Here is a 25,482-nt window from a genome sequence, read left to right on the forward strand (position 1 = left end):
GCGCCGCACCCCGCCTCAGGGCGGGGGGCGGCGCCGCCGCGCGGCTGCGGCACGCCGGCGCCTGGCTGCTCTGGTACGTCCGCGAACTCAACGGCGAGCACGCGTACGAGCGGTACGCGGCCCGCGCCCGCGAACGGGACCCGCACACCCGGGTCATGACCCGCCGCGAGTTCGAACACCACCGCACGGACCGCCGCGACCAGGACCCCCGAGAGGGCGGCCGCTGCTGCTGAGCGCCCCGAAAGGGACGCGGGGAACTGCGCGACCGCGCCCGACGGCGCCGCACCCGTCAACGGACCTACAGGGGCACCCCGTTGGACGAAACGTCCCCCGCACCGTGGCGGGCCTACGCTTGCCGGCCCTACGCCTCGGCGCAGACCTCCCAAGCGGGGTGAGCCCAGGAAAGGGGCGCGGGGAACTGCGCAAGACCCGAGCCACGACGGCGCCGCACCCGTCAACGGCGGCGCAGAACAACCCCGTTGAACGCAACGGCACCGCGCGGGGTGAGCCCGCGAAAAGGGGCGCGGGGAACTGCGCGAACCCCGAGCCACGACGCACCCGCACCCCGGGATGCACCGAACGCAACGCGGCCCGCAGGACCTCAACTCGCCGCAGCCGGCGTCTCCTCCGCGGCCGGCCGGCCCTCGCCGTAAGAGACCAGCGTCCAGACCAGCGCGCCCAGCACCAGCATCATGAAGAGGAAGGCGAGCCAGCCGACGAGGCCGACCGTCGCCGCGCCCAGCAGCCCGTGCACGACCGCCGCGCTGATCAGCAGGATGCGGAAGAAGCCCGCGGGAGCCTTGTCGGTGAGGGCCGTGCGGAGCAGAACCGCCGCGCAGAGCAGCAGATAGGCGCCGAAGAGGGCGCCGGCGATCCACGTCGAGACGGACATCGCGTGCGGCGCGAGCCCCGCGAGGGACATCGCCTGGTCGTCGACGACCAGCCCCAGCACGAGGTTGAGGAAGACGATCCCCACCGCCTCGACCACCAGGACCAGCGCCGCCACCGCGGCCACCGGGCGTCTGACTGCCACCCGCCCCACCTGCTTCCTCGTCACCGGCCCGGCGGCCGACTCACCGTCCGCGCGTACGTCCGGCCGGAAGCCCGGCGGAATGCCGCCCGTTACCGGAAGTACGTCGCTGCGCGCACCGACGCTACTTACGGGTATCACCCCCGGCAAGAGGACGGACCGAAAGCAAAGATTCCGTCCGGCGTTCGTAGGGTTCCCACAAAGACGCGGGAGGTTCAGCTCCCCGACCGGACAGAGACCTTGACCACACAGAATGATGACCAGCGGATTACCGAAGGCGGCGTACCTTGGTGGGACAAGGAAGGGCGGGGGTCGCTGCGGACTCGGGTAACACTCTGTGTGGGCAAGCTCACCCCCCATACGAGCTCGGCGTGTGTGTCGTCAGTACCTAAACTCGCCTCGTAATTTGTTGCGGCGCAGCGCCAAGTAGGGAGACATCGTGCGCAAGGTGCTCATCGCTAATCGCGGCGAAATCGCCGTCCGTGTCGCCCGGGCCTGCCGGGACGCGGGCATCGCGAGCGTCGCCGTCTACGCGGAGCCGGACCGGGACGCGCTGCATGTCCGCGTGGCCGACGAGGCGTTCGCACTGGGCGGTGACACCCCGGCCGCCAGCTACCTGGACTTCGACAAGGTGCTGAAGGCCGCGGCCGATTCGGGCGCGGACGCCATCCACCCCGGTTACGGATTCCTGTCCGAGAACTCCGACTTCGCGCAGGCCGTCATCGACGCGGGCATCACCTGGATCGGCCCGCCCCCGCAGGCCATCCGCGACCTCGGTGACAAGGTCGCCGCGCGGCACATCGCGCAGCGCGCGGGCGCCCCGCTCGTCGCGGGCACCAAGGACCCGGTGTCCGGCGCGGAGGAGGTCGTCGCCTTCGCCGAGGAGCACGGCCTGCCCATCGCCATCAAGGCCGCCTTCGGCGGCGGCGGCCGCGGCCTGAAGGTCGCCCGCACGCTGGAGGAGGTCCCCGAGCTGTACGACTCGGCGGTGCGCGAGGCGGTGGCCGCGTTCGGCCGCGGCGAGTGCTTCGTCGAGCGGTACCTGGACCGTCCGCGGCACGTGGAGACGCAGTGCCTCGCGGACAAGCACGGCAACGTCGTCGTGGTCTCCACCCGTGACTGCTCGCTCCAGCGCCGCCACCAGAAGCTGGTCGAGGAGGCGCCCGCGCCGTTCCTGAGCCAGGAACAGAACGAGGAGCTGTACCGCGCGTCCAAGGCGATCCTGCGCGAGGCGGGCTACGCGGGCGCCGGCACCGTGGAGTTCCTCGTCGGCCAGGACGGCACGATCTCCTTCCTGGAGGTCAACACCCGCCTCCAGGTCGAGCACCCGGTGACCGAGGAGATCACCGGCATCGACCTGGTCCGCGAGATGTTCCGGATCGCCGACGGCGAGGAGCTCGGCTTCGACGACCCGCAACTGCGCGGCCACTCCTTCGAGTTCCGGATCAACGGCGAGGACCCGGGACGCAACTTCCTTCCCGCCCCCGGCACGGTCACCAAGTTCGACCCGCCGGCCGGTCCCGGCGTCCGGCTGGACGCGGGCGTCGAGTCCGGTTCGGTCATCGGCCCCGCCTGGGACTCGCTGCTCGCGAAGCTGATCGTCACCGGCGCGACGCGGCAGCAGGCGCTTCAGCGGGCGGCGCGGGCGCTGGAGGAGTTCACCGTCGAGGGCATGGCCACGGCCCTCCCGTTCCACCGCACGGTGGTCGCGGACAAGGCCTTCGCGCCCGAGGTGAACGGCAGCCCCGACGCCCCGTTCGACGTCCACACCCGGTGGATCGAGACGGAGTTCGTCAACGACATCAAGCCCTTCGCCCCGGCCGGCGGTGCCGAGGAGGAGGACGGCGAGGGCGGCCGCGAGACCGTCGTCGTCGAGGTCGGCGGCAAGCGTCTGGAGGTGTCGCTGCCCTCGTCGCTGGGTGTGACGGCGGCGCCCGGTGCCGCCGCTGCCGGCGCGGCGCGGAAGCCGAAGCGCAAGGCGGGCAAGAAGTCCGGCTCGGCGGCCTCCGGTGACGCGCTCGCCTCGCCGATGCAGGGCACGATCGTCAAGGTCGCGGTCGAGGAGGGCCAGCAGGTCGAGGAGGGCGAACTCGTCGTCGTCCTGGAGGCGATGAAGATGGAGCAGCCGCTGAACGCGCACCGCTCCGGCACCGTCAAGGACCTGCAGGCGGAGATCGGCGGCTCGCTCTCGGCGGGCACCGTCATCTGCGAGATCAAGGACTGACACCGAAACACCGCGAGGGCCGTGGCGTCCGGTTCACCCGAACCGGACGCCACGGCCCTCGTCGTGTGCGGGGCGGCCTCCAGCTCTGCACAGGGCCGTCAGTGCGTCGCGCACAAGTCAAGGGCTCAGCGGCGCACCTGGAGAGCGGACACGAACGAGGCCCAGCCCTCCGCCGGAAACACCAGCACCGGACCACCCGGCGCCTTGCTGTCACGCACCGGCACCACAGCGGCGAAGTCGTCGGAGACCTCCACGCACTGCCCGCCGTCCGGGTTGCTGTAGCTGCTCTTACGCCAGGTCGCGGCGCTCAGATCGATGGATCGCACGGCACTTCCTCCAACATCCGCAGGACGAACTTCCGCGACTCGGCAGGGGACAGAGCCAGGTCGCGCATCGCATCGTAAGCACGTTGCAGCCGCTCAACTCGCCTGTTTTCTTCGATGAGTTCGCCCTGGGAGGCGTACTCCGTGTACGCCACGGTACGCCCGTCAAGAAGCCTGAGGAACATCACGTCCGTGCTCACCAACCCGTGCAACCCAGCATCATGGGGCAGCACATGGAGCGTCATATGAGGGCGCTCGCACGCTTCGGACAGGTACTCCAGCTGTTCTCGCCACTCACCGACGTCCCGCAACGGGGTTCGGAGCGAGGCTTCGGACAGAATCACGCGGAACGGCGGCGCATCGTTGCCTTCCAGCAACTGCCTTCGGCCTACCCGCGCATCCACCTGCTGAGTGAGTTCCGGCTCTCGGTAGCCACCCGCCGCCAGCACCTCCCGTGCGTACGCCGGGGTCTGGAGCAGGCCCGGGAGGACGCTCACCGCGAAGTGCCAGAGGCTGAGCGCCTGGGACTCCAGCGCCATGTAGCGGCGGTAGCGTTCGCGGAACTGGGTGTTGTCGCCCGCGGCCAGCTCCCATAAGGCCAGGAGCAGGCCCGGGGTGCCGTAGTAGTGGTCGAGGGCCTGGGCGACCTCGGGGCTGCCCAGTGTCTCGCCCTTCTCCATCTTGCCGAAGAGCGACCAGTCCCAGCCCAGCTTCTCGCCGAGCTGGCGCAGGGTTTCGCCGCGTTGCGTGCGGAGCAACCGCAGCTCCTCGGCGAAGCGTTGGCGTGGACTCTGGCTGCGGCCGGTGATGACCCGTCGTGGTGGCATGGTGCGGCCTCCCTCCGTGGAAGGTGTGGAACTCACGCTGTGCGACGGGGAAGCCGAGCCCGTCGGCGGCGTCGGGGGCCTTGTCCGGGTACATGCTCGTACTGCTCGGGCCACGCACAGTAATCCACCGCGCGCGGCTCACACAGAGAAACGGCGAACAGCGGAAGGAACCCCCATGACGGCACCACGACACATCCCCAACGAGGCCCTCAGCGGCCCCACTTCGTCTCCCGTCGATGCCATGGTCCGGGAGGCACTCGCGGCCCGGGACGCGCTCGCGGCGGTGCTCACCCGCGCGGGCGTGCAGCTGCCCGCGATGGACGTCCGTACCCCGTGGGCCGACGAGACGGGCCACGCCCTCGTGCACCTCGGGGTGTGCTCGGCCCCCGTCGCCCGCGCACTGGCAGATGTGATCGCGCGGGGCGCGGACCGGTGACAAAGCAGCACGACGGGCGGCCCAGGCTGCCCCGGGGCGGCGGGACGGTACGGGACGGAGCGCCTCAGCGGCGCCGTACCCCCTGCTCGGCCGGGACGGCGCCGCCGCGCAGCTGTCCCGGGCCGCCGGGTGAACCCATGGCGCCCTGCGGGTAGTTGCGGCGCGGGCCCGGTACGGGCGGCTGTCCGCGGCCCGCCTCCGGCGGCCGGCCGGCCGCCGGATTCTGGTGCCCCGCGCCGCCGTTGAGCCCGCCGGACCCTGAGCCGTGCCCCGGACCGTGCCCGTGCCCCGGCGCGGCCTGCCCGGGTGCCTGGCCCTGGTGGCCCTCGCCGCCGGGCCCCGAGCCCGCGACAGCGATCTGGACGCCCTGGTCGGCGAGCGCCTGGAGTTCGGCGCCCGCGCGCTCGTCCTGGGTGGCGGGCTCGTCGGTGACCAGGCGCGTCATGATGTCGGTCGGGACGGTCTGGAACATGGTGTCGGTGCCGAGCTTGGTGTGGTCGGCGAGGACGACGACCTCGGCGGCGGCCTGGACGAGGGCCCGGTCGACGCTGGCGGAGAGCATGTTGGACGTGGAGAGCCCGCGTTCGGCCGTGAGCCCGGCGCCGGAGAGGAAGGCGCGGGAGACCCGCAGCCCGTGCAGGGACTGTTCGGCCCCGCTGCCCACCAGGGCGTAGTTGGAGCCGCGCAGGGTGCCGCCGGTCATCACGACCTCGACCCGGTTGGCGTGCGCCAACGCCTGGGCGACGAGCAGGGAGTTGGTGACGACGGTCAGGCCCGGCACCCGGGCCAGCCGGCGGGCCAGCTCCTGGGTGGTGGTGCCCGCGCCGACGACGATGGCCTCGCCCTCCTCGACGAGTCCGGCGGCGAGGTCGGCGATGGCGGTCTTCTCCGCCGTGGCGTGGTGGGACTTCTGCGGGAACCCGGACTCCCGGGTGAAGCCTCCCGGGAGCACCGCCCCGCCGTGCCGACGGTCGAGCAGCCCTTCCGCCTCCAGCGCCCGCACGTCTCTGCGTACGGTGACTTCGGAGGTCTGGACGACGCGGGCGAGCTCGCGGAGCGACACGGCTCCGTTGGCCCGCACCATTTCGAGGATCAATTGGCGACGTTCTGCAGCGAACACGAAACTGACAGTAACCCCAACGACCGTCTGTTTTCAGCAGCTTCCGTCGATTAACGGAAGTTGTCCATATGGGAACCCTCGACGTGGTATAAGCCCCGCGCCCGGGCCGGCGCTCCCGGGGCCAACAGCCCCGGGAGCGCCGGGAATCAGCTCTCCTCGGCCGTCTTCCGGGTGTGCAGCTGGCGCGCGACCTCGGCGATCGAGCCGGTCAGCGAGGGGTACACGGTGAACGTGTTGGCGATCTGCTCGACGGTCAGATTGTTGTCCACAGCAATCGAGATCGGATGAATCAGCTCACTCGCCCGGGGAGCGACGACCACACCGCCGACGATGATGCCCGTACCGGGACGGCAGAACAGCTTCACGAAACCGTCCCTGATGCCCTGCATCTTGGCGCGCGGGTTGCGCAGCAGCGGCAGCTTCACCACGCGCGCGTCGATCGTCCCGTTGTCGATGTCGGCCTGCGTGAAGCCGACCGTCGCGATCTCCGGGTCGGTGAAGATGTTGCCGGACACCGTACGGAGGTTGAGCGGGGTGACCGCGTCGCCGAGGTAGTGGTACATCGCGATCCGGCCCTGCATCGCGGCCACCGAGGCGAGCGCGAAGACGCCGGTGCAGTCGCCCGCCGCGTACACGCCGGGGGCGGTGGTGCGGGAGACCTTGTCGGTCCAGATGTGGCCCGAGTCCTTCAGCTTCACGCCGGCCTCTTCGAGGCCCATGTCACCGGTGTTGGGCACCGCGCCGACCGCGACCAGGCAGTGCGAGCCGCTGATCACGCGGCCGTCCTGGAGCGTCACCTCGACGCGGTCGCCCACGCGCTTGGCCGAGGCCGCGCGGGAGCGGCTCATCACGTTCATGCCGCGGCGCCGGAAGACGTCCTCCAGCACGGCCGCCGCGTCCGGGTCCTCGCCCGGCAGCACCCGGTCCCGCGAGGAGACCAGCGTGACCTGCGAGCCCAACGCCTGGTAGGCGCCCGCGAATTCGGCGCCCGTGACACCGGAGCCGACGACGATGAGCTCCTCGGGGAGCTCGTCCATGTCGTACAGCTGCTTCCAGTTGAAGATCCGCTCGCCGTCCGGCTGCGCGTCCGGGATCTCGCGCGGGTGGCCGCCGGTGGAGACCAGCACGGCGTCGGCCGTCAGCCGCTCCTCGGAGCCGTCCGCCGCCGTGACGACGACCTCGCGGGAGCCGTCCGGCGCCTGCGAGGGCTCCAGCCGGCCGCGTCCGCGCATCACCCGGGCACCGGCGCGGGTGACGGAGGCGGTGATGTCGTGGGACTGGGCGAGCGCGAGCCGCTTCACCCGTCGGTTGACCTTGCCGAGGTCGACGCCGACGACGCGGGCCGGGTCGTCCGGGTCGTGGGTGCTGTCCTCGACGCGGATGCCGAGCTCCTCGTACGAGGAGTCGAAGTTCGTCATCACCTCTGCGGTGGCGATCAGCGTCTTGGACGGGACGCAGTCGGTGAGTACCGAGGCCCCGCCCAGACCGTCGCAGTCGACGACGGTCACCTCCGCACCGAGTTGTGCGGCCACCAGCGCCGCCTCGTAGCCGCCAGGTCCGCCACCAATGATCACGATCCGAGTCACATACTTCATTGTCGCGCACACGCCCCCGTCGCACGCCCTCGCCCCCTCCAATGGGGCCGTATGTCCGCCGGAGTCCGCCTCGTCCCGCCCCTCCCCTCCCGTACGCTCTGCCTCATGTCGCTCTACGCCGCGTTCGCCGCCAACCTCGACGCGCGGCTGATGGCGCGCCGGGCCCCGCACTCGCCGCTCCGCTGCACCGGCTGGATCACCGGCTGGCGACTGGCCTTCGGCGGCGAGGACATGGGCTGGGACGGCGCCCTCGCCACCCTCGCCGAGGAGCCGTCGGCGCAGGTCTTCGTCGCGCTGTACGACGTCGCCCCCATGGACGAGGAGCCGCTGGACGGCTGGGAGGGCGTCCCGCTGGGCATCTACCGCCGCACCCGACTGCTGGTGCACACCCTCGACGGCGACCTGCCCGCGTGGACCTACGTCCTCAACGGCTACGAGGGCGGCCTGCCCTCGCCGCGCTATCTCGGCGACGTGGCCGACGCGGCCGAGTCGGCGGGCGCACCGCACGACTACGTGACGGAACTGCGCAAGCGCCCCTGCTGAGCGCACTCCGGTACCGCGCGCGGCCGTCCGGCCACGGAATGTTTTCGTGACCGACCTCGCTCTACGCGCGTAGGCGAAGAGCGGCTACGCTCGTCGCGTGAACGCTAATCCCACTGCTCATCTCGACTCCGACCCCTACGCCTCCGCCCGCGAGGCAGCCGCCAAGCTCCGGGAGATCACCGGGGTGGACAGCTTCGACGCCGTCCTCGTCATGGGCTCCGGCTGGGTGCCCGCCGCCGACGCGCTCGGCACCCCCGAGCACGACTTCCCCGTCACCGAGCTGCCCGGCTTCCCGGCGCCCGCCGTCGCCGGGCACGCGGGCCGCGTCCGCTCGTACCTGGCGGGCGGCAAGCGCGTCCTGGTCTTCCTCGGGCGCAGCCACTACTACGAGGGCCGTGGCGTCGCCAGCGTCGTGCACGGCGTCCGCACCGCGGTCGCGGCCGGCTGCGGCACCGTCATCCTCACCAACGGCTGCGGCGGCCTGCGCGAGGGCATGCGCCCCGGCCAGCCGGTCCTGATCAGCGACCACATCAACATGACCGCCGTCTCGCCCATCGTCGGCGCCAACTTCGTCGACCTGACCGACCTGTACTCCAAGCGGCTCCGCGGCCTCTGCCAAGAGGTCGACACCACCCTGGAGGAGGGCGTCTACGTCCAGCTCCCCGGGCCGCACTACGAGACGCCCGCCGAGATCGGCATGGTCCGCGCCATCGGCGGCGACCTGGTGGGCATGTCCACCACGCTGGAGGCCATCGCGGCGCGCGAGGCGGGGGCCGAGGTGCTGGGCATCTCCCTGGTCACCAACCTCGCCGCCGGCATCACCGGTGAGCCGCTGAACCACGAGGAAGTCCTCCAGGCGGGCAAGGAGTCCGCGTCCCGGATGGGCACCCTGCTCGCCAGCGTGCTCGACCGCATCTGAGCCGCGTCCCGACCGCAGCCGAGAACCCATCAGCCGCAGGCCCGTAGCCGTACCGGAGAGGCAGACACCCGTGCACGACGAGGCGATCGCATCCACCGTCCGCTCCTGGATCGAGGAGGACCCCGATCCGGACACCCGCAAGGAGCTCACCGCGCTCCTGGAGGCGGGTGAGACGGAGGAGCTCTCCGCGCGCTTCTCCGGCACGCTCCGCTTCGGTACGGCCGGGCTGCGCGGCGAACTGGGCGGCGGCCCGCTGCGGATGAACCGCTCCGTGGTCATCCGCGCAGCCGCCGGACTCGCCGCGTACCTGCGCGGCCGCGAGACCGGCCAGGACGGGCCCGGGCTCGTCGTCATCGGCTACGACGCGCGGTACAAGAGCGCCGAGTTCGCCCGCGACACCGCCGCCGTGATGACCGGCGCGGGCCTGCGCGCCGCGCTGCTGCCCCGCACCCTGCCCACGCCCGTACTGGCCTTCGCCGTACGGAAGCTGGGCGCCGTCGCGGGCGTCATGGTCACCGCCAGCCACAACCCGCCCCGCGACAACGGGTACAAGGTCTACCTCGGCAAGGGCTACCCGGACGCGGACTCGCTGGGCGGCGCGCAGATCGTGCAGCCAGCGGACAGCGAGATCGCCGCCGAGATCGACGCCGTCGGCCCGCTCTCCGGCGTGCCCAGGCCCGAGAGCGGCTGGGACGTGCTCGGCGAGGAGATCGTCGAGGCGTACCTGGAGCGCGCCGCCGGCACCCTCACCCCCGGCTCGCCCCGCGGGCTGCGGACGGTGCACACCTCGCTGCACGGCGTCGGCGCGGAGACCGTCGAGGCCGCCTTCGTCCGCGCCGGGTTCCCCGCGCCGCTGCCGGTGGCCGAACAGGCCGCGCCCGACCCGGACTTCCCCACCGTCGCCTTCCCCAACCCGGAAGAGCCCGGCGCCATGGACCTGGCCTTCGCCGCGGCGCGGGCCGCGGCCGAGCGCGGCGAGCCCGTCGATCTCGTCCTCGCCAACGACCCCGACGCCGACCGCTGCGCCGTCGCCGTCCCCGACGCCGACGGCGGCTGGCGGATGCTGCACGGCGACGAGGTCGGCGCCCTGCTCGCCACCCACCTCGTCGCCAAGGGCGCCGAGGGCGCCTTCGCCACGACGATCGTCTCCTCCTCGCTGCTCTCCCGGATCGCGGAGGCGGCCGGCACCCCGTACGAGGAGACGCTCACCGGCTTCAAGTGGCTGGCCCGCGTGGAGAACCTGGCTTACGCCTACGAGGAGGCGCTCGGCTACTGCGCCGACCCGGACGGCGTCCGCGACAAGGACGGCATCACCGCCGCCCTCCTCGTCGCCGAACTCGCCGCCGGACTCAAGCGCGACGGCCGCACCCTGACCGACCTCCTCGACGACCTCGCCGTCCGGCACGGCCTGCACGCCAGCGACCAGCTCTCCGTCCGCGTCGAGGACCTCTCCCTCATCGCCGACGCCATGACCCGGCTGCGCACCACCCCGCCGCGCACCCTCGCCGGTCTCGCCGTCGCCTCGGCCGAGGACCTCACCCGCGGCACCGACACGCTGCCGCCCACCGACGGCCTGCGCTACCGCCTCGCGGGCGACACGGAACGCGGCATCGAGAGCGCCCGCGTCGTCGTCCGCCCCAGCGGCACCGAGCCGAAGCTGAAGTGCTACCTGGAAACGGTCCTCCCCGTCCCCACCCACGACGCCCTCCCGGCGGCCCGCACCCGCGCGGCGGAGTTCCTGAAGGCCCTCAAGACGGACGTTTCCCGGGCGGCGGGGGTCTGAGGGGGCCAACTCCCGGACGTACGGGGGCAGTAGCGGGCACACTGCCGCCCATGCGCCGCATCACCGGGCCGGAACTCCGGTCCCACCACGAAGCCGTCCTGGCCGCTCTCGCGTCCGGGACGGCTTCGCGTGCGACGGACGCGGCACGGCCCGGAGGCCCTCGCCGCTTCGTACCCGTCGAGGAACTCCAGCGCAGATGGCGGGACCTGCCACACGTGGACGCCGCCCGGATGCGCGCCGAGGCCGACGCCTTCTTCGGCGACGAGGACCGGCTCACGCCGCCCCGATGACGCGCCCCTCGTACTCCAGCGAGACGGAGATCCGGGCGCCGAGCGCGGCGGCGTACGCGCGCAGCGTCTCCAGGCTGCGCACCTCGCCGCTCTCGATCTGCGACACCCGCGCCTGCGAGACCCCGAGCACCGTCGCCATGTGCCGCTGCGTCAGCCCCAAGTGCTCGCGGAGTTCCCGCAGATGGTGTCCCAGCGCGAACGCCTCGGTGGCCTGACGGGCCTCACGCTTCCGCTCGGCCCACTCGGCTTCCGAGACCTCCGGCTCCCGCTCCCGCCTGCGCCGCTTCACCTCGGCCCAGCTGCTGTACCCGCTCATCGCTCCTCCTGTGCCACGCGGTACTCGTCGTACCGGGTCTCGGCGAGGGAGAACGAGGCGATCGCCGACGGGTGACGCCCCTCAGCGCATGACGTACAGCACCACCAGAGCCGCGGCCCCCAGGGCCGCCGGCCCGAGGATCTCGTAGGCCCAGCGGACGGTGACGTGGCCCTGGGCCGGGGGTGAGTCGGCGTGCTGTTCGGCGAGTTCGCGGAGTTCGTCGATGGTGCGGTCGGAGGGGGCGCGCTTCTCCTCGGTGTCCTCGGGGGTCGCGACGGCGGGGGCGCCGCCGAGGCCGAAGAGGCCGCCGCCGCGCGCGGGCGGGCGGCCGGAGGCGACGCGCTCGTTGTGCCGGGCCGCGCGCTTGCGGGCGCGCAGCGAGACGGGGATCGCCCACAGCTGGTACTTGGTCCCGTCCGCGACGACCTCGCTGGAGTAGCCGGAGCGTACGGACTCGACGGTGCCCCACGGGACGGTGACGGTCCGGAACGGGTTGCGGACGCGCAGCCGTTCGTCCCCGGCGTGGACGGCGGGGCGCAGGGTGTACGCGACGACGAGCGGCGCCATGAACAGCAGGCCCGCGAGCGCGATCCACGGGGTGCGGCCGCTGCCGGTGAGCGCCGCCTCCACGCCGAGCCACACCCCCAGCGCGAGCAGCAGGACGCCGCCGGCCATCCCGGCGGGCGAGCGGTAGCAGCGCTCGGCGTACGCGGGGCGCTGGGCGGGCTCGGCGGGGTGCGCGTTCTCGTTCTGCTCCGGCTGCTCGCTCGTCATGTCACCGATTCTGCCGGACCGTCCGGATGCCGGACGTTGCGTTCCCGCATCGATCTTCCGGTCCCGGGGACCGTCGGCGAAAAACCCTCTCTGGCCCGGACGCTACGCGTGTAGATATGCTCGTCTTGTGACCATGCCCAACTCCCCGCAGCCCCCGGCTCCCGGAGCCCCCGCCCCGCCGGACGTGACGTCCTCCGACGCGGCTCTGCGCCGCTTCCTGCACGGTCTTCCCGGCGTCGACGCGGTCGGCCTCGAAGCCCGTGCCGCCTCGCTCGGCACCCGTTCGGTGAAGGCCGAGGCGAAGGCGTACGCCATCGATCTGGCCATCTCCATGATCGACCTGACCACCCTGGAAGGCGCCGACACCCCGGGCAAGGTCCGGGCCCTGTGCGCCAAGGGATGCCACCCCGACCCGACCGACCGCGGCACCCCGCAGGTCGCCGCCGTCTGCGTCTACCCCGACATGGCGGCCACGGCCCGCGAGGCCCTCGCCGCGAGCGGCGGCGCCGCGCTGCGGGTGGCCTCCGTCGCCACCGCCTTCCCGGCCGGACGCGCCTCGCTCGCCGTCAAGCTCGCCGACACCAGGGAGGCGGTGGCGGCCGGGGCCGACGAGATCGACATGGTCATCGACCGCGGCGCCTTCCTCGCCGGCCGGTACCTCCAGGTCTTCGAGGAGATCCGCGCCGTGAAGGAGGCCTGCGCACGTCCCGACGGCGGCGCGGCCCACCTCAAGGTGATCTTCGAGACGGGCGAGCTCGCGACGTACGACAACATCCGCCGCGCCAGCTGGCTCGGGATGCTCGCGGGCGCCGACTTCATCAAGACCTCCACGGGCAAGGTCGCCGTCAACGCGACGCTGCCGAACACCCTGTTGATGCTGGAGGCGGTGCGCGACTTCCACGCCGGCACCGGCACCCGCGTCGGTGTGAAGCCCGCGGGCGGCATCCGGAACACCAAGGACGCGATGAAGTACCTCGTCGTCGTCGGCGAGACGGCGGGCGCGGACTGGCTCAGCCCCGACTGGTTCCGCTTCGGCGCCTCCAGCCTGCTCAACGACCTGCTGATGCAGCGCCAGAAGCTGCGCACCGGCCACTACTCCGGCCCCGACTACGTGACGGTGGACTGAGCACCCATGACTACGAGTTCACTCTTCAGCTACGCGCCGGCGCCGCAGTCGCGCTCGGTCGTGGACATCGCCCCGTCCTACGGGCTGTTCGTCGACGGTGAGTTCCGCGAGGCGGCCGGCGGCGCCGTCCTCAAGACCGTCTCGCCGGCCACCGAGGAGGTCCTCTCCGAGGTCGCCCGCGCCGGGGACGAGGACGTCGACGCGGCCGTGCGGGCCGCCCGCCGCGCCTTCGGCCCGTGGTCCGCGCTGCCCGGCGCCGAACGCGCCAAGTACCTCTTCCGCATCGCGCGGATCGTCCAGGAGCGCGCCCGTGAGCTGGCCGTCCTGGAAACCCTCGACAACGGCAAGCCGATCCGCGAGTCCCGGGACTCCGATCTGCCGCTGGTCGCCGCGCACTTCTTCTACCACGCGGGCTGGGCGGACAAGCTGGGTCACGCGGGCTTCGGCCCGGATCCGAAGCCGCTGGGCGTCGCGGGCCAGATCATCCCGTGGAACTTCCCGCTGCTGATGCTGGCGTGGAAGGTCGCCCCGGCGCTGGCCACCGGCAACACCGTGGTCCTCAAGCCCGCCGAGACGACGCCGCTGTCCGCGCTGTTCTTCGCGGACATCTGCCGCGAGGCCGGGCTGCCGCGCGGCGTGGTCAACATCGTCACCGGTGACGGCGCGGCCGGCGCGGCGCTGGCCGCGCACCCGGACGTGAACAAGGTCGCGTTCACCGGGTCGACGGCCGTCGGCAAGGAGATCGCCCGCACCGTCGCCGGTACGGACAAGCGGCTGAGCCTCGAACTCGGCGGCAAGGGCGCCAACATCGTCTTCGACGACGCGCCCGTCGACCAGGCCGTCGAGGGCATCGTCAACGGCATCTTCTTCAACCAGGGCCAGGTCTGCTGCGCCGGTTCGCGGCTGCTCGTCCAGGAGTCCGTCGAGGAGGAGGTGCTGGACGCGCTGAAGCGGCGGCTGGCCACCCTCCGGGTCGGCGACCCCCTCGACAAGAACACCGACGTCGGCGCGATCAACTCCGCCGAGCAGCTCGCCCGGATCACCGAGCTGGTCCGCTCCGGCGAGGAGGAGGGCGCCGAGCGCTGGACGGCGCCCTGCGAACTCCCGGGCGAGGGCTACTGGTTCGCGCCGACGGTCTTCCGCGGCGTCACCCAGGCGCACCGGATCGCGACCGAGGAGATCTTCGGCCCGGTCCTGTCCGTCCTCACCTTCCGGACCCCCGACGAGGCGGTGGCCAAGGCCAACAACACGCCGTACGGGCTGTCCGCCGGGATCTGGACGGAGAAGGGCTCGCGGATGCTCCAGGTCGCGCAGCAGCTCCGCGCCGGAGTGGTGTGGTCCAACACGTTCAACAAGTTCGACCCGACGTCGCCCTTCGGCGGCTACAAGGAGTCGGGACACGGCCGCGAGGGCGGCCGCCACGGTCTGGAGGCCTACCTCGATGTCTGAGACCGCGAAGAAGCCCAGGGCCGCGAAGAACGCCAAGGCCGCCGCGCCGCGGCTGGCCGTGTGGAAGACCTACAAGCTGTACGTCGGGGGCAAGTTCCCCCGGTCCGAGAGCGGACGGGTGGCCGAGGTGACCGACTCCCAGGGTACGCATCTGGCCAACGCCCCGCTCGCGTCGGGCAAGGACGCGCGGGACGCGGTCGCCGCGGCGCGCAAGGCGTTCCCCGGCTGGTCGGGGGCGACGGCGTACAACCGCGGGCAGGTGCTGTACCGGGTCGCGGAGATGCTGGAGGGCCGCCGCGAGCAGTTCGCCGAGGAGGTGGCCGCCGCCGAGGGCCTCTCCCGCGAGGAGGCCGCGGCCCAGGTGGACGCCGCCGTGGACCGCTGGGTCTGGTACGCGGGCTGGACGGACAAGGTCGCGCAGATCGCGGGTTCGGCGAACCCGGTGTCGGGACCGTACTTCAACCTCTCCACGCCCGAACCGACCGGTGTGGTGGCCGTGCTGGCACCGCGTGAGTCCTCGCTGCTCGGCCTGGTCTCGGTGCTGGCGCCGGTCCTGGCCACGGGCTGCACGGCCGTCGTGGTCGCCTCCGAGGACCGGCCGCTGCCCGCGCTCTCGCTGGCCGAGGTGCTGGCGACGTCCGACGTGCCGGGCGGCGTGGTGAACGTCCTCTCCGGCCGCACCCGCGACATGGCGCCCACCCTCGCCGCGCACCAGGACGTCAACGCGCTCGACCTGGCCGGTGCCGCCGGAGACGCGGAGCTGGCCACCGAGCTGGAGGTCGCGGCCGCCGGGACGGTCAAGCGGGTGCACCGCCCGGCCGTCCCCGCCGACTGGACGGCCGACCCCGGCACGGGCCGCCTGCTCGCCTGGGTCGAGACCAAGACGGTCTGGCACCCGATGGGCATGTGAGACCGGCCCCGCAACACCGAAGGGCCCGCCGGGAGTTGCCCCCGGCGGGCCCTTCGCCGTCCCGCCTCAGCCCGGGAGAGCGTCGGTGACGGGGCCGACGAGCGGGAGTTCGTCGAGCGAGGCGCCCTCGGCGAGCGGTCCTGTGACGGCCGCGGTGCTGATCGGCTTGAAGTCGGCGACCTGGGTGGCCAGCGCGTTGTCGAGCGGGTCGACTCCCGTCTTGGCCAGCGGGTTGAGCTGGAGGTCCTTCACGGGGCCGAGCGCGCCGGAGACGCTGTAGCCGAGGGAGTCGGCCGCCGTGCCGAGCGAGTCGGTGGTGGTGCCGACCGGTTCGTGCAGCGCGGTCGTGTCGAGCGTGCCGACGGGGGTCTTCTCGCGGTACTCCTGCTGGCCGCCGCCGTCGGCGGCCACGGCGCTGCCTCCCGCTCCGGTGACGACGGCCCCGGCGGCGGTCACCGTCAGTGCCGCGGCGCGCAGGACGCGGGGGAATTCCTTCTGACGTGCGTGACGCGGACGAGAGCTCACGAATCCACCTACCAGACCTCTACGTGACAAACCGGCGACTCAGCGTAGTCCCTCCGCGCGCCCCGCCACCCCCGACTCCCCCGTACGGGCCCCCGTACGAACCCGCAGCCGAGCAGGGGCCGTCACTCCCCCCGCAGCACCCCCGCCAGCGCCGAGGTGCCGTGGACGTGGAGGGCGGACCCGGTCCGGGCCTCGGGGAGGGTGAGGGTGCCGTCGGTGAGGCGGGCGGCGGTGGTGGCGTCGAGTTCGAGTACGGCGTCGGGGGCGGGGGACGGGCCCTCGCCGTAGGGCGGGATGCCGTCGAGCCGGAGATGGAAGGTGCCCTCGTCCAGGCGTACGTCGACGGTCCCGTCGACGCCGGCCTCCGCGGCGGTCCGGCGGAGCACGGTGCGCAGCGGGAGCGCCGCCCAGTGGGCGCGGACGGCGTCGGTCGGACGGGGTTCGGCCAGTTCGGCAGCGCCCCAGGTGCTCAACGCGCCGAGTACGGGCAGGAGTTCGCGGCCGCGCTCGGTCAGCTCGTAGACGTGGGCGACGCCGGGCGGCGGGAGGCGGCGGCGTACGGCGAGGCCGTCGCGTTCCATGTCCTTCAGCCGGGTGGCGAGCATGTCCGTGCTGACGCCGGGGAGATCGGCGTGCAGGTCCGTGTACCGGCGGGGACCGGCGAGCAGTTCGCGGACGACGAGCAGGGTCCAGCGGTCCCCGACCAGGTCGAGGCCGCGGGCGAGGGCGCAGTACTGGTCGTAACTCCGGCGCGGTCGGCGTGGTGACATGACGCTCAGTGTAGACATGTGGTTGGACTTTCCAAGTCCCAGCTTGGTAGAACCAAGCACATCATCGGGGAGCGACCGGGAGGCAGCCCATGGGCACCGAGACCACGACCGACACCGGAACCGGAATCGACACGGGGATCGCCGGCGCCACCCGGAACGCGGCCGCGGCGGAGGAGAGTTCACCGCCGGAGTGGGCCGGATTCCGGCAGTCGAACAAGCTGAGCGAGGTCTGCTACGAGATCCGCGGACCCGTCATCGAGCACGCCGACGCGCTGGAGGAGGCGGGGCACAGCGTGCTGCGCCTCAACACCGGGAACCCGGCGCTGTTCGGCTTCGAGGCGCCGGAGGAGGTACTTCAGGACATCATCCGGATGCTGCCCCAGGCGCACGGCTACACCGAGTCGCGCGGCATCCTCCCCGCGCGCCGCGCCGTCGCGCAGCACTACCAGGAACGCGGCCTGGACACCGGCGTCGAGGACGTCTTCCTCGGCAACGGCGTCTCGGAGCTCGTCTCGATGTCCGTGCAGGCGCTCGTCGAGGACGGCGACGAAGTCCTCATCCCCGCACCGGACTTCCCGCTGTGGACGGCCGTGACGACGATGGCGGGCGGCAAGGCGGTGCACTACGTCTGCGACGAGTCCGCCGACTGGTACCCCGACCTCGACGACATGGCCGCGAAGATCACCGACCGGACCAGGGCCGTCGTGATCATCAACCCCAACAACCCCACCGGCGCCGTCTATCCGCCCGAGATCCTCCAGGGCATCCTGGACCTCGCGCGCCGGCACAACCTGATGGTCTTCGCCGACGAGGTCTACGACAAGATCCTCTACGACGACGCCGTCCACCACACCGCCGCGACGCTCGCCCCCGACCTCGTCGTCCTCACCTTCAGCGGGCTGTCGAAGGCGTACCGGGTCGCGGGCTTCCGCTCCGGCTGGCTCGTCGTCTCCGGGCCCCGGCACAAGGCGAAGAACTACCTGGAGGGGCTGACGATGCTCGCCTCCATGCGCCTGTGCCCCAACGCGCCCGCGCAGCACGCCATCCAGGCCGCGCTCGGCGGACGGCAGAGCATCAAGGACCTCGTCCTGCCCGGCGGCCGGCTGCGCGAACAGCGCGACCGCGCCTGGGAGAAGCTCAACGAGATCCCCGGCGTCTCCTGCGTCAAGCCGAAGGGCGCGCTGTACGCCTTCCCCCGGCTCGACCCGAAGGTGCACAGGATCCACGACGACGAGAAGTTCGTCCTCGACCTGCTGCTGCGCGAGAAGATCCAGGTCGTGCAGGGCACCGGCTTCAACTGGGCGGCGCCCGACCACTTCCGCATCCTCACCCTCCCGTACGCGGACGACCTGGAGGCCGCCATCAGCCGCATCGGCCGCTTCCTGGAGGGCTACCGCCAGTGACACGGCGGCGGGCCCGGGCAGGTTCGGCAACCCGGGGGCGCCGCGGGGCCCGCATGGCCGAGAATGACTGCCCGTGACCGACGACTTCAGCGCCGACGCCCCGGACGGCGGCTCGACGGGCCCCGGCATACCCGGCACACCCGGAACGCCGGGCCGCACGGAACCTCCCCGCGGCCCGGCCCGGGTGATCCTGCTGACCGGACCCTCCGGTTCCGGCAAGACGCGGCTGTCCGCGCGCAGCGGGCTGCCCGTCCTCCGGCTCGACGACTTCTACAAGGAGGCCGGCGACCCGACGCTGCCGCTCGTCCCGGGCAGCGAGGACATCGACTGGGACTCCCCGCTCTCCTGGGACGCGGACGCCGCCGTCGAGGCCGTCACCGCCCTGTGCCGCGAGGGCGGCACGGACGTCCCCGTGTACGACATCTCCGTCAGTGCCCGCGTCGGCGCCGACCGGCTGGACCTGGACGGCGCCCGGCTGTTCGTCGCCGAGGGGATCTTCGCCGCCGACATCGCCGCCCGCTGCCGCGGCCTGGGCCTGCTCGCCGACGCCGTCTGCCTGCGCGGCCACCCCTTCACCACCTTCCGGCGACGGCTGGCCCGCGACGTGCGCGAGAGCCGCAAGTCCCTCCCCTTCCTGCTGCGGCGGGGCTGGCGGCTGATGCGGGACGAGGGCGCCATCGTCGAACGCCACCGCGCGCTGGGCGCGTACCCCTGCGCGCGGGACGAGGCGATGGCCCGCATCGCCCGCCTCCGCGCCGGAAGCGGAATCCCCGGCTAGAAGCTGAACATCATGAAGGCGCCGTAGCCGCGCTCGGCCGCCGCCGTGCAGAAGGCGACGAGTTCCTCGTAGGCGTCCTTCAGCCACTCCAGCTCGGAATCCGGGTCGAAGCGCCACATGTTGGGGTAGACGTCCTCCTTCGTCATCTCCTCCGGGTGGTAGTGAGCCGCCAGCTGCTGCCACGGGGTCGCCCGCAGATCCCGTGCCAGGCTCGCGATCTGTTCGGGAGTCCAGCCGAAGAGGGTGCCGTCCTCCTGGATCGTGAACCCGTCCATCAGGAGGTCGACATCCACCTCCGCCTCGTCGAACAGGAACTGGAGACCGGCCCACGCCTTCTCGGGGCCGCAGTCGGGGCGGCCGGGCGCCTCAGGGTCGTCGAAGTCGTACAACGCGTCGACGTACTCGTCGGCCCAGTCCGGTTCCTTCTCCGCCCGGTCCAGCTCCTCCGGCGTCGCGCTGACGAACGAAATGGTCACGCTCATGAATGGCCCCTCCCCGTTGGCGTACGGCCCGGCCAACTCCCCGGCCGAACCCTGCCGTTGAGTCTTCCACCCGGGTCTGACAACCGGGCCCGGCGCAGGCACGAGGACCCGCACACGCGAGAAGAGCGGTACCGGCCAGACCCCCCGGCCGGCCGGTACCGCTCTCCTCTTCCCCCGTTCCCCCGTTTCCCCTTGCGCCGGAATCCCCCGATCCCGGCTTCCCCCGTTTCCCCTGTGCCCCTCGGGCCTTCGGGCGGTACGTCCGGGCGGGCCCGGACGTACGTGGTCCAACTCCCCGGCGGGTGCCGCGCGTCAGGCGACGAGCTCGCCGAAGGACTCCTCCTCGCTGCGGCCGAAGCTGAGCACGTCGTCGTCCCGCAGGCGGCGCAGCGAGCGCCAGATGCTGCTCTTCACGGTGCCGACGCTGATGTTCAGGATGTCGGCGATCTCCGGGTCGGTGCGGCCCTCGTAGTAGCGCAGCACCAGCATCGTGCGCTGGAGTTCGGGCAGCCGGGCGAGCGCCTGCCACAGGACGTTGCGCAGCTCGGTGCCGCGCATCGCGTCCTGCTCGCCGGGCGTCTCCGGCAGCTCCTCCGTCGGGTACTCGTTCAGCTTGCGGCGGCGCCAGGCGCTGATGTGCAGGTTCGTCATGGTGCGGCGCAGGTAGCCGCCGACGGCCGCCTTGTCGCTGATCCGGTCCCAGGCGCGGTACGTGGAGAACAGCGCGCTCTGCAGCAGGTCCTCGGCCTCGAACCGGTCACCGGTGAGGTGGTAGGCGGTGGCGTAGAGGGAGGCGCGGCGCTCGCGGACGTAGGCGGTGAACTCCGCTTCGGAGGAGAGCTCAGAAGCGGGTTCGGGCGCTGCGGACTCCGTGACCGTCACCGGCTCCTGGGCCGGGCTCTCCGTCTCCGGCTTCTCGACCGTGCCCGCGTCGACCGCGGTGATGAACGGCACGTGCTTGCGGGCGGTGCCCCGGGGGCAGCCGCGGCCGCCGCCGAACGTGCCGGACTCCGGAACGCGCGGGGCGGGAACCGTCGGGGTGTGCAGGCGCGTGTGAAGAACTGTGCTGTTGGTGGTGCGGTGCAGTGTGTTCATCTCGCGCCCCCTTCTGGAGCCAACCGGTCGCTTGCTCGATGACGTACACATTGCCGCGCCAGTTTCATCGCCAAGTCCCCCGACTGTCACAGAGGTGTCACAGGGCGGCTCTTCACCCTCCGCACCCGTAACCCCCGACGGCGAAATCGCTGGCCAGAAGCGTGATCGCGGCCCGTGACAGGACAAGCGGAATCCGGGAGAGGCGCGTCACCGTCACGGCGCTCCGTGACCCGCTGTCCGCCGCCCGCGCACGCTGCGTGGCGCACGGGCCCGTCCCCCGCGCGGGGCCGGGGGTGCGCCCGGACGGGCAGTCGAAGTCCGCGGGGGCCATGGGCCAGAATGGCGCGCGTGTCTTTCCTGTTGCTGATCGAGGACGACGACGCCGTCCGTACCGCCCTGGAGATGGGTCTGACCCGTCAGGGCCACCGCGTGGTGACCGCTCCGTCCGGCGAGGACGGCCTCCGCATGCTCAAGGAGCAGCGGCCCGACCTCATCGTGCTGGACGTGATGCTGCCGGGCATCGACGGCTTCGAGGTCTGCCGCCGCATCCGCCGCACGGACCAGCTGCCGATCATCCTGCTCACGGCCCGCAGCGACGACATCGACGTCGTGGTCGGCCTGGAGTCCGGTGCCGACGACTACGTGGTGAAGCCGGTGCAGGGCCGGGTGCTGGACGCCCGCATCCGCGCGGTGATGCGCCGCGGCGAGCGCGAGTCGAGCGATTCGGCGACGTACGGCAGCCTGGTCATCGACCGTTCCGCGATGACCGTGACGAAGGACGGCGAGGACCTCCAACTCACCCCGACCGAGCTGCGGTTGCTGCTGGAGCTGAGCCGCAGACCGGGCCAGGCGCTCTCCCGGCAGCAGCTGCTGCGCCTGGTCTGGGAGCACGACTACCTGGGCGACTCGCGGCTCGTCGACGCCTGCGTGCAGCGGCTGCGCGCGAAGGTCGAGGACGTCCCGTCGTCGCCGAAGCTGATCAGGACGGTGCGCGGGGTCGGTTACCGGCTGGACGCCCCGCAGTGACGGAGGCTCCCCCGTCCGCCTGCCCCCGCCCGGGCACCTCCGCTCCCGGGCGCTGGCGCGAGCGGCTGGCCGGGGTGCTGCCGACGCTGCGGCTGCGGCTCGTCGTCGTCTTCGCGCTGGTGGCGCTGACCGCCGCCGTCTCCGCCTCGGGCATCGCCTACTGGCTGAACCGCGACGCCGCGCTGACCCGCGCGCAGAACGCGGCGCTGAACGACTTCCGCAAGTCCATGGAGGACAACGTCGGCAGCCTGCCCCGCGGTTACACCTGCGGCCAGCTGCGCGAGACCGCGGCGAAGATGGCGCACACCACCCAGGAGTACGAGGTGGTGCTGATCGGCGAGGGGGACGACGGCAGGAAGTGCACCGTCTCCTCCGACCCGGACTCCTTCGGCACCGGTGACGTGCCGCCGCAGCTGACCCGCGCGGTCGTCAAGCGCCGGGCCGTCGGCGAGGGCAACGACTTCCCGTACCACCTGTACTGGCAGCGGATCACCCGGAACGGCGGCAACGAGCCGTACCTCGTCGGCGGCGCGAAGCTGATCGGCGAGGAGAGCGAGGAGCCCACGCCCTCCGGGTACATGCTCAAGTCCCTCGCGCCCGAGCAGGACGACCTCAACTCGCTGGCCTGGTCGCTGGGCATCGCCACGGGGCTGGCGCTGATCGGCGCCATGCTGCTGGCGCAGGCCGCCGCGACGACGGTGCTGCGTCCCGTCGGACGCCTCGGCGACGCGGCGCGGCGGCTCGGCGAGGGGAAGCTCGACACCCGGCTGAAGGTGACGGGCACCGACGAACTGGCCGAGCTGTCCCGGACGTTCAACCAGGCGGCGGCCTCGCTGGAGCAGCGGGTCGCGGAGCTGAGCGCGCGCGAGGAGTCCTCGCGCCGCTTCGTCGCCGACATGTCGCACGAGCTGCGCACGCCGATGACGGCGATCTCGGCGGTCACCGAGGTGCTGGAGGAGGAGCAGGACAACCTCGACCCGATGATCGCCCCCGCGGTCCAGCTCGTCGTCAGCGAGACCCGGCGGCTGAACGACCTGGTCGAGAACCTGATGGAGGTCACCAGGTTCGACGCGGGCACCGCGAAGCTGGTGCTCGACGACGTCGACGTCGCCGACCAGGTCACGGCCTGCGTGGACGCGCGGGCCTGGCTGGACGCCGTCGAACTCGACGCCGACCGCGGCACGACGGCCCGCCTGGACCCGCGCCGCCTGGACGTCATCCTCGCCAACCTGATCGGGAACGCGCTCAAGCACGGCGGCTCCCCGGTGCGGGTCTCGGTGCGTACGGAGAGCGGCGCGGAGGGGGACGCGGCGGGCGACGAGCTCGTCATCGAGGTCGCCGACCGCGGGCCCGGCATCCCCGAGCAGGTGCTGCCGCACGTCTTCGACCGGTTCTACAAGGCCAGCGCGTCCAGGCCGCGTTCGGAGGGCAGCGGGCTCGGGCTGTCCATCGCGCAGGAGAACGCGCACATCCACGGCGGCGCGATCTCGGCCCGCAACGCCCCCGAGGGCGGCGCCGTCTTCACCCTGCGCCTCCCCCGCGACGTCGGCGCCCGCTCCCGCGACGAGGACGAGGAGGACGACGGGTACGAGGGGGAGCGCGGGGACGCGGCCGACGACGGCCGGAAGCACGGGAGCACGGACCGGAGGAACGACGAAGCATGACCCCCCGGCCCGAACATCACGCGACGCCGCGCACCCGTACCGCCCCGCGGGCGCGCGCGGGTGCGGCGCTCTGCGCGGTGCTCGCCGTGCTCACGGCGGGCTGCGGCGTGCGCGCCACCTCGGTGCCCGTCGACGCCGGCGCCGCGCCGTCCCGGGTGGCCTGCGTGCTGCCGGAGGGCGGCGCCGAGGACGCGTCCAACGCCGGCACCGAGCGCGCGCACGTCTACCTGGTGTGCAGCGGCCGCGTCTCCGCCGTCGACCGCCACGTCGACCTGCCGGAGGGCGGCTCGCCCGCCGAACGGGCCGACGCGGCACGGACGTTGCTCACCGCGCTCCAGGCCGCGCCGGACAGCGGCGAGGAGTCCGCCGGCTTCACCACGGACGTGCCGCGCGACCTGCGGATCGCCAAGCCACGCGCCGGCGACCCGGAGCGGACGCTGCGGCTGAGCGCCCCGCCGCGCGAGCTGCCCGCGTTCGCGCTGGCGCAGCTGGTGTGCACCTTCGCGGACAGCCCGCTCGGCGGCAGCGAACGCACCGTCGTCCTCGCCGGACCGGGCGAGGCGCACGACGCGGACGCCGCCCCGGCCCGCTACACCTGCGACACCGAGCTGCGCACCGACGGGGACGCCGCGAAGACCGCCGGGACGCCGGTGTGAGGGCCGCTCCGTTCCCCGGCGGAACCGCGGCCGCCGGTGGCGGCGTCCCAGGGGGAGTGCAGCGCCATGGCCGTGGCGGCGAATCCGCCACTCCCCGCATCCGTCTCACCGGGCTCCTCCTGCTGAGCGCGCATCTGGCGATCGTCGGCTGGCTGACCCTGCGTCCGCTGTCCGTACCGTGGGTCGCCCCGGCGAACCTCGAACCGCTCGCCACCATCAGCGCCGAGCTGGAGCACGGCCCGCGCGAGGCGTTCGCACAGCTCGGCGACGCGCTGCTGCTGCTCGCCCCGCTCGGCGTCCTGCTGCCGCTGGCGACGGGACGGCTGCACCGCTCCCTGACGGGCACCTGGCTGCGCACCGTCATGGCCGGGGCGATGCTCTCGCTGGTGCTGGCGCTCGCGCAGTCCGGGGTGCCGGGGCACGTCGTCAACATCGACAAGGTGCTGCTGAACGCCACCGGCGTCGCGCTGAGCTGCCTGTTCCTCTTCCCGCCGGTGCGCGCGGTGCTGCGCCGCCGCCACCCGGCCGCGCTGCGGCTGCCCGGGCAGCCGCCCGCGGGCTCGGGGGCGACCCCGAGAAGGGCCAGGGTCGGGATCGCTCCCTGAGGACGACGCCGGGGCGCCCGCGCGGACCTACCGTGGAATCACGGAGGGGCCGCGACGTACCGCCCGCCCGTGAGTCAAGAGCGAAGGAGCCGCACCATGGCCGCACCACTCGTCCGTCCCCGCGACAACCGGATGATCGGCGGTGTGTGCGCGGGAATCGCCCGCCGCTTCGGCATGAAGCCGAACACCGTGCGGATGCTGTTCGTGGTCTCCTGCCTGCTGCCGGGGCCGCAGTTCCTGCTGTACCTCGCGCTGTGGATCCTGCTCCCCGACGAGGGCGCGCGCACGGCCTGGTGACCACCGCGCGCGACGACGGGCTCACGCACGACAGTGGCGGGCCGCACCCGGCGAGGGGTGCGGCCCGCCACTGTCGTGCGCGGGGGTCCGTCAGCCGACGGGGAGGCCACCCAGCAGACCGCCCTGGTTGGCGCCCTTGGACAGCGCCTCCTCCGCGACGGACGTGAGCATCTTGCCCGCGGGGCGCACGACGTCCTGGCTCTCGCCGAGGGTCTCGGCGGTGCCCTCCGGCAGGTTCGCGGCGAGGCTCTCCGCGGGGACGCTCTCCACGGCACCGGCGGCGGTGCTGGTGGCGCCGTCGAGCGTCTGGGCGGTGTTGGCGGAGGCGACCCCGCCGCCGGCGGCGGCGAATGCGGCGGAGAGGGCGGCGACGCCGAGCGTCTTCTTCGTTACCTGCTTCATCAGTGACTACGTCCTCATGTGGGGGCTTTTGAGCAGCGCCGATGAACGTAGCCATGGATTCCGACGTGCCGCAAACATCCGGCTTTGGCCGGGAGTCGGCGCGGCGCGGCGTTT

General features: G+C 72.6%; 29 protein-coding genes. 17 read left to right on the top strand and 12 right to left on the bottom strand.

The window, feature by feature from the left end; genetic code table 11:
- Positions 1-44: 44 nt before the first annotated feature.
- Entirely contained in the window at positions 45-233 is a 189-nt protein-coding gene (locus HCC30_RS05475) for a YbdD/YjiX family protein (protein ID WP_169441411.1), read from the top strand.
- Between the two features lie 368 nt (positions 234-601).
- Here HCC30_RS05475 and HCC30_RS05480 read toward each other — a convergent pair whose 3' ends face one another.
- On the bottom strand, positions 602-1,042 hold the full coding sequence (locus HCC30_RS05480; protein ID WP_169440917.1) for a hypothetical protein: 441 nt from the start codon (positions 1,040-1,042) through the stop codon (positions 602-604).
- 427 nt (positions 1,043-1,469) lie between these two features.
- Here HCC30_RS05480 and HCC30_RS05485 point away from each other — a divergent pair, with 427 nt between their 5' ends.
- Positions 1,470-3,254: a biotin carboxylase N-terminal domain-containing protein gene (locus HCC30_RS05485; protein WP_169440919.1), complete on the top strand. Its 1,785-nt coding sequence runs from the start codon at positions 1,470-1,472 to the stop codon at positions 3,252-3,254.
- Positions 3,255-3,379: 125 nt separating this feature from the next.
- Here HCC30_RS05485 and HCC30_RS05490 read toward each other — a convergent pair whose 3' ends face one another.
- Both HCC30_RS05490 and HCC30_RS05495 read right to left on the bottom strand, forming a co-directional pair.
- On the bottom strand, positions 3,380-3,580 hold the full coding sequence (locus HCC30_RS05490) for a DUF397 domain-containing protein (protein ID WP_169440921.1): 201 nt from the start codon (positions 3,578-3,580) through the stop codon (positions 3,380-3,382).
- Entirely contained in the window at positions 3,562-4,404 is an 843-nt protein-coding gene (locus HCC30_RS05495; protein ID WP_169440923.1) for a helix-turn-helix transcriptional regulator, read from the bottom strand. Before HCC30_RS05495 ends, HCC30_RS05490 begins: the two co-directional genes overlap by 19 nt.
- 175 nt (positions 4,405-4,579) lie before the next feature.
- On the opposite strand from HCC30_RS05495, the gene HCC30_RS05500 reads away from it, so the two are divergent.
- The gene (locus tag HCC30_RS05500) at positions 4,580-4,840 is read left to right on the top strand and encodes a hypothetical protein (RefSeq protein WP_346776503.1); all 261 of its coding nucleotides are present in this window, start codon (positions 4,580-4,582) and stop codon (positions 4,838-4,840) included.
- Positions 4,841-4,904: 64 nt separating this feature from the next.
- On the opposite strand, the gene HCC30_RS05505 is transcribed toward HCC30_RS05500, so the two are convergent.
- Both HCC30_RS05505 and HCC30_RS05510 read right to left on the bottom strand, forming a co-directional pair.
- On the bottom strand, positions 4,905-5,960 hold the full coding sequence (locus HCC30_RS05505) for a DeoR/GlpR family DNA-binding transcription regulator (protein WP_169440925.1): 1,056 nt from the start codon (positions 5,958-5,960) through the stop codon (positions 4,905-4,907).
- Positions 5,961-6,106: 146 nt separating this feature from the next.
- Entirely contained in the window at positions 6,107-7,555 is a 1,449-nt protein-coding gene (locus tag HCC30_RS05510; RefSeq protein ID WP_169440927.1) for an NAD(P)H-quinone dehydrogenase, read from the bottom strand.
- Positions 7,556-7,660: 105 nt separating this feature from the next.
- Here HCC30_RS05510 and HCC30_RS05515 point away from each other — a divergent pair, with 105 nt between their 5' ends.
- From HCC30_RS05515 to HCC30_RS05530, 4 genes are all read left to right on the top strand, one after another.
- The gene (locus HCC30_RS05515; protein ID WP_169440929.1) at positions 7,661-8,098 is read left to right on the top strand and encodes a gamma-glutamylcyclotransferase; all 438 of its coding nucleotides are present in this window, start codon (positions 7,661-7,663) and stop codon (positions 8,096-8,098) included.
- Between the two features lie 97 nt (positions 8,099-8,195).
- On the top strand, positions 8,196-9,017 hold the full coding sequence (locus HCC30_RS05520; RefSeq protein WP_169440931.1) for a purine-nucleoside phosphorylase: 822 nt from the start codon (positions 8,196-8,198) through the stop codon (positions 9,015-9,017).
- Between the two features lie 70 nt (positions 9,018-9,087).
- Positions 9,088-10,800: a phospho-sugar mutase gene (locus HCC30_RS05525; protein ID WP_346776504.1), complete on the top strand. Its 1,713-nt coding sequence runs from the start codon at positions 9,088-9,090 to the stop codon at positions 10,798-10,800.
- 50 nt (positions 10,801-10,850) lie between these two features.
- Entirely contained in the window at positions 10,851-11,090 is a 240-nt protein-coding gene (locus HCC30_RS05530; protein WP_169440933.1) for a PhdYeFM domain-containing protein, read from the top strand.
- On the opposite strand, the gene HCC30_RS05535 is transcribed toward HCC30_RS05530, so the two are convergent.
- On the bottom strand, positions 11,074-11,406 hold the full coding sequence (locus HCC30_RS05535) for a helix-turn-helix transcriptional regulator (RefSeq protein ID WP_169440935.1): 333 nt from the start codon (positions 11,404-11,406) through the stop codon (positions 11,074-11,076). The two genes, HCC30_RS05530 and HCC30_RS05535, sit on opposite strands and share 17 nt — an antisense overlap.
- Before the next feature lie 81 nt (positions 11,407-11,487).
- Entirely contained in the window at positions 11,488-12,180 is a 693-nt protein-coding gene (locus HCC30_RS05540) for a PH domain-containing protein (RefSeq protein ID WP_169440937.1), read from the bottom strand.
- A 133-nt stretch (positions 12,181-12,313) separates the two neighbouring features.
- Here HCC30_RS05540 and deoC point away from each other — a divergent pair, with 133 nt between their 5' ends.
- From deoC to HCC30_RS05555, 3 genes are read left to right on the top strand one after another with little or no spacing between them, the layout of a single operon-like run.
- Entirely contained in the window at positions 12,314-13,306 is a 993-nt protein-coding gene (gene deoC, locus HCC30_RS05545; protein WP_169441414.1) for a deoxyribose-phosphate aldolase, read from the top strand.
- A 6-nt stretch (positions 13,307-13,312) separates the two neighbouring features.
- Complete coding sequence (locus HCC30_RS05550) at positions 13,313-14,755, top strand: aldehyde dehydrogenase family protein (RefSeq protein WP_169440939.1); 1,443 nt, start codon at positions 13,313-13,315, stop codon at positions 14,753-14,755.
- Entirely contained in the window at positions 14,748-15,665 is a 918-nt protein-coding gene (locus HCC30_RS05555) for an aldehyde dehydrogenase family protein (protein ID WP_169440941.1), read from the top strand. The genes HCC30_RS05550 and HCC30_RS05555 overlap by 8 nt, the downstream gene beginning before the upstream one ends.
- Positions 15,666-15,731: 66 nt before the next feature.
- Here HCC30_RS05555 and HCC30_RS05560 read toward each other — a convergent pair whose 3' ends face one another.
- Both HCC30_RS05560 and HCC30_RS05565 read right to left on the bottom strand, forming a co-directional pair.
- A complete protein-coding gene (locus tag HCC30_RS05560) occupies positions 15,732-16,190 on the bottom strand; it encodes a hypothetical protein (RefSeq protein WP_169440944.1) in 459 nt (152 codons plus the stop codon).
- Positions 16,191-16,312: 122 nt separating this feature from the next.
- The gene (locus HCC30_RS05565; RefSeq protein ID WP_169440946.1) at positions 16,313-16,960 is read right to left on the bottom strand and encodes a helix-turn-helix domain-containing protein; all 648 of its coding nucleotides are present in this window, start codon (positions 16,958-16,960) and stop codon (positions 16,313-16,315) included.
- An 89-nt stretch (positions 16,961-17,049) separates the two neighbouring features.
- Between HCC30_RS05565 and HCC30_RS05570 the strand changes: the two genes are divergently transcribed.
- Together HCC30_RS05570 and HCC30_RS05575 are read left to right on the top strand one after the other, a co-directional pair.
- Positions 17,050-18,363: a pyridoxal phosphate-dependent aminotransferase gene (locus HCC30_RS05570; protein ID WP_169440948.1), complete on the top strand. Its 1,314-nt coding sequence runs from the start codon at positions 17,050-17,052 to the stop codon at positions 18,361-18,363.
- A gap of 127 nt (positions 18,364-18,490) precedes the next feature.
- Positions 18,491-19,141 carry an ATP-binding protein gene (locus HCC30_RS05575; RefSeq protein ID WP_169441415.1) on the top strand — a complete coding sequence of 217 codons (651 nt, stop codon included), beginning with the start codon at positions 18,491-18,493 and terminating at the stop codon, positions 19,139-19,141.
- On the opposite strand, the gene HCC30_RS05580 is transcribed toward HCC30_RS05575, so the two are convergent.
- The gene (locus HCC30_RS05580) at positions 19,138-19,623 is read right to left on the bottom strand and encodes a YfbM family protein (protein ID WP_169440950.1); all 486 of its coding nucleotides are present in this window, start codon (positions 19,621-19,623) and stop codon (positions 19,138-19,140) included. The two genes, HCC30_RS05575 and HCC30_RS05580, sit on opposite strands and share 4 nt — an antisense overlap.
- Positions 19,624-19,935: 312 nt before the next feature.
- On the bottom strand, positions 19,936-20,718 hold the full coding sequence (locus HCC30_RS05585; protein ID WP_169440953.1) for a SigE family RNA polymerase sigma factor: 783 nt from the start codon (positions 20,716-20,718) through the stop codon (positions 19,936-19,938).
- A 348-nt stretch (positions 20,719-21,066) separates the two neighbouring features.
- On the opposite strand from HCC30_RS05585, the gene HCC30_RS05590 reads away from it, so the two are divergent.
- The 5 genes from HCC30_RS05590 to HCC30_RS05610 all read left to right on the top strand — a co-directional run bounded on the left by HCC30_RS05590 (position 21,067) and on the right by HCC30_RS05610 (position 24,966).
- Entirely contained in the window at positions 21,067-21,744 is a 678-nt protein-coding gene (locus tag HCC30_RS05590; protein ID WP_169440955.1) for a response regulator transcription factor, read from the top strand.
- The gene (locus HCC30_RS05595) at positions 21,642-23,408 is read left to right on the top strand and encodes a HAMP domain-containing sensor histidine kinase (RefSeq protein ID WP_206323450.1); all 1,767 of its coding nucleotides are present in this window, start codon (positions 21,642-21,644) and stop codon (positions 23,406-23,408) included. Before HCC30_RS05590 ends, HCC30_RS05595 begins: the two co-directional genes overlap by 103 nt.
- Positions 23,405-24,064, top strand: a complete 660-nt coding sequence (locus HCC30_RS05600) for a hypothetical protein (RefSeq protein WP_169440959.1) — start codon at positions 23,405-23,407, stop codon at positions 24,062-24,064. The genes HCC30_RS05595 and HCC30_RS05600 overlap by 4 nt, the downstream gene beginning before the upstream one ends.
- Before the next feature lie 56 nt (positions 24,065-24,120).
- Positions 24,121-24,669 carry a VanZ family protein gene (locus HCC30_RS05605; RefSeq protein ID WP_169440961.1) on the top strand — a complete coding sequence of 183 codons (549 nt, stop codon included), beginning with the start codon at positions 24,121-24,123 and terminating at the stop codon, positions 24,667-24,669.
- Positions 24,670-24,765: 96 nt separating this feature from the next.
- Positions 24,766-24,966, top strand: coding sequence for a PspC domain-containing protein (locus HCC30_RS05610; protein ID WP_169440963.1), 201 nt, complete (start codon positions 24,766-24,768; stop codon positions 24,964-24,966).
- A 90-nt stretch (positions 24,967-25,056) separates the two neighbouring features.
- On the opposite strand, the gene HCC30_RS05615 is transcribed toward HCC30_RS05610, so the two are convergent.
- Entirely contained in the window at positions 25,057-25,368 is a 312-nt protein-coding gene (locus HCC30_RS05615; protein ID WP_169440965.1) for an ATP-binding protein, read from the bottom strand.
- Positions 25,369-25,482 lie beyond the last annotated feature (114 nt).

Source organism: Streptomyces sp. HNM0574 (genome assembly GCF_012726235.1).
Classification (GTDB): domain Bacteria; phylum Actinomycetota; class Actinomycetes; order Streptomycetales; family Streptomycetaceae; genus Streptomyces.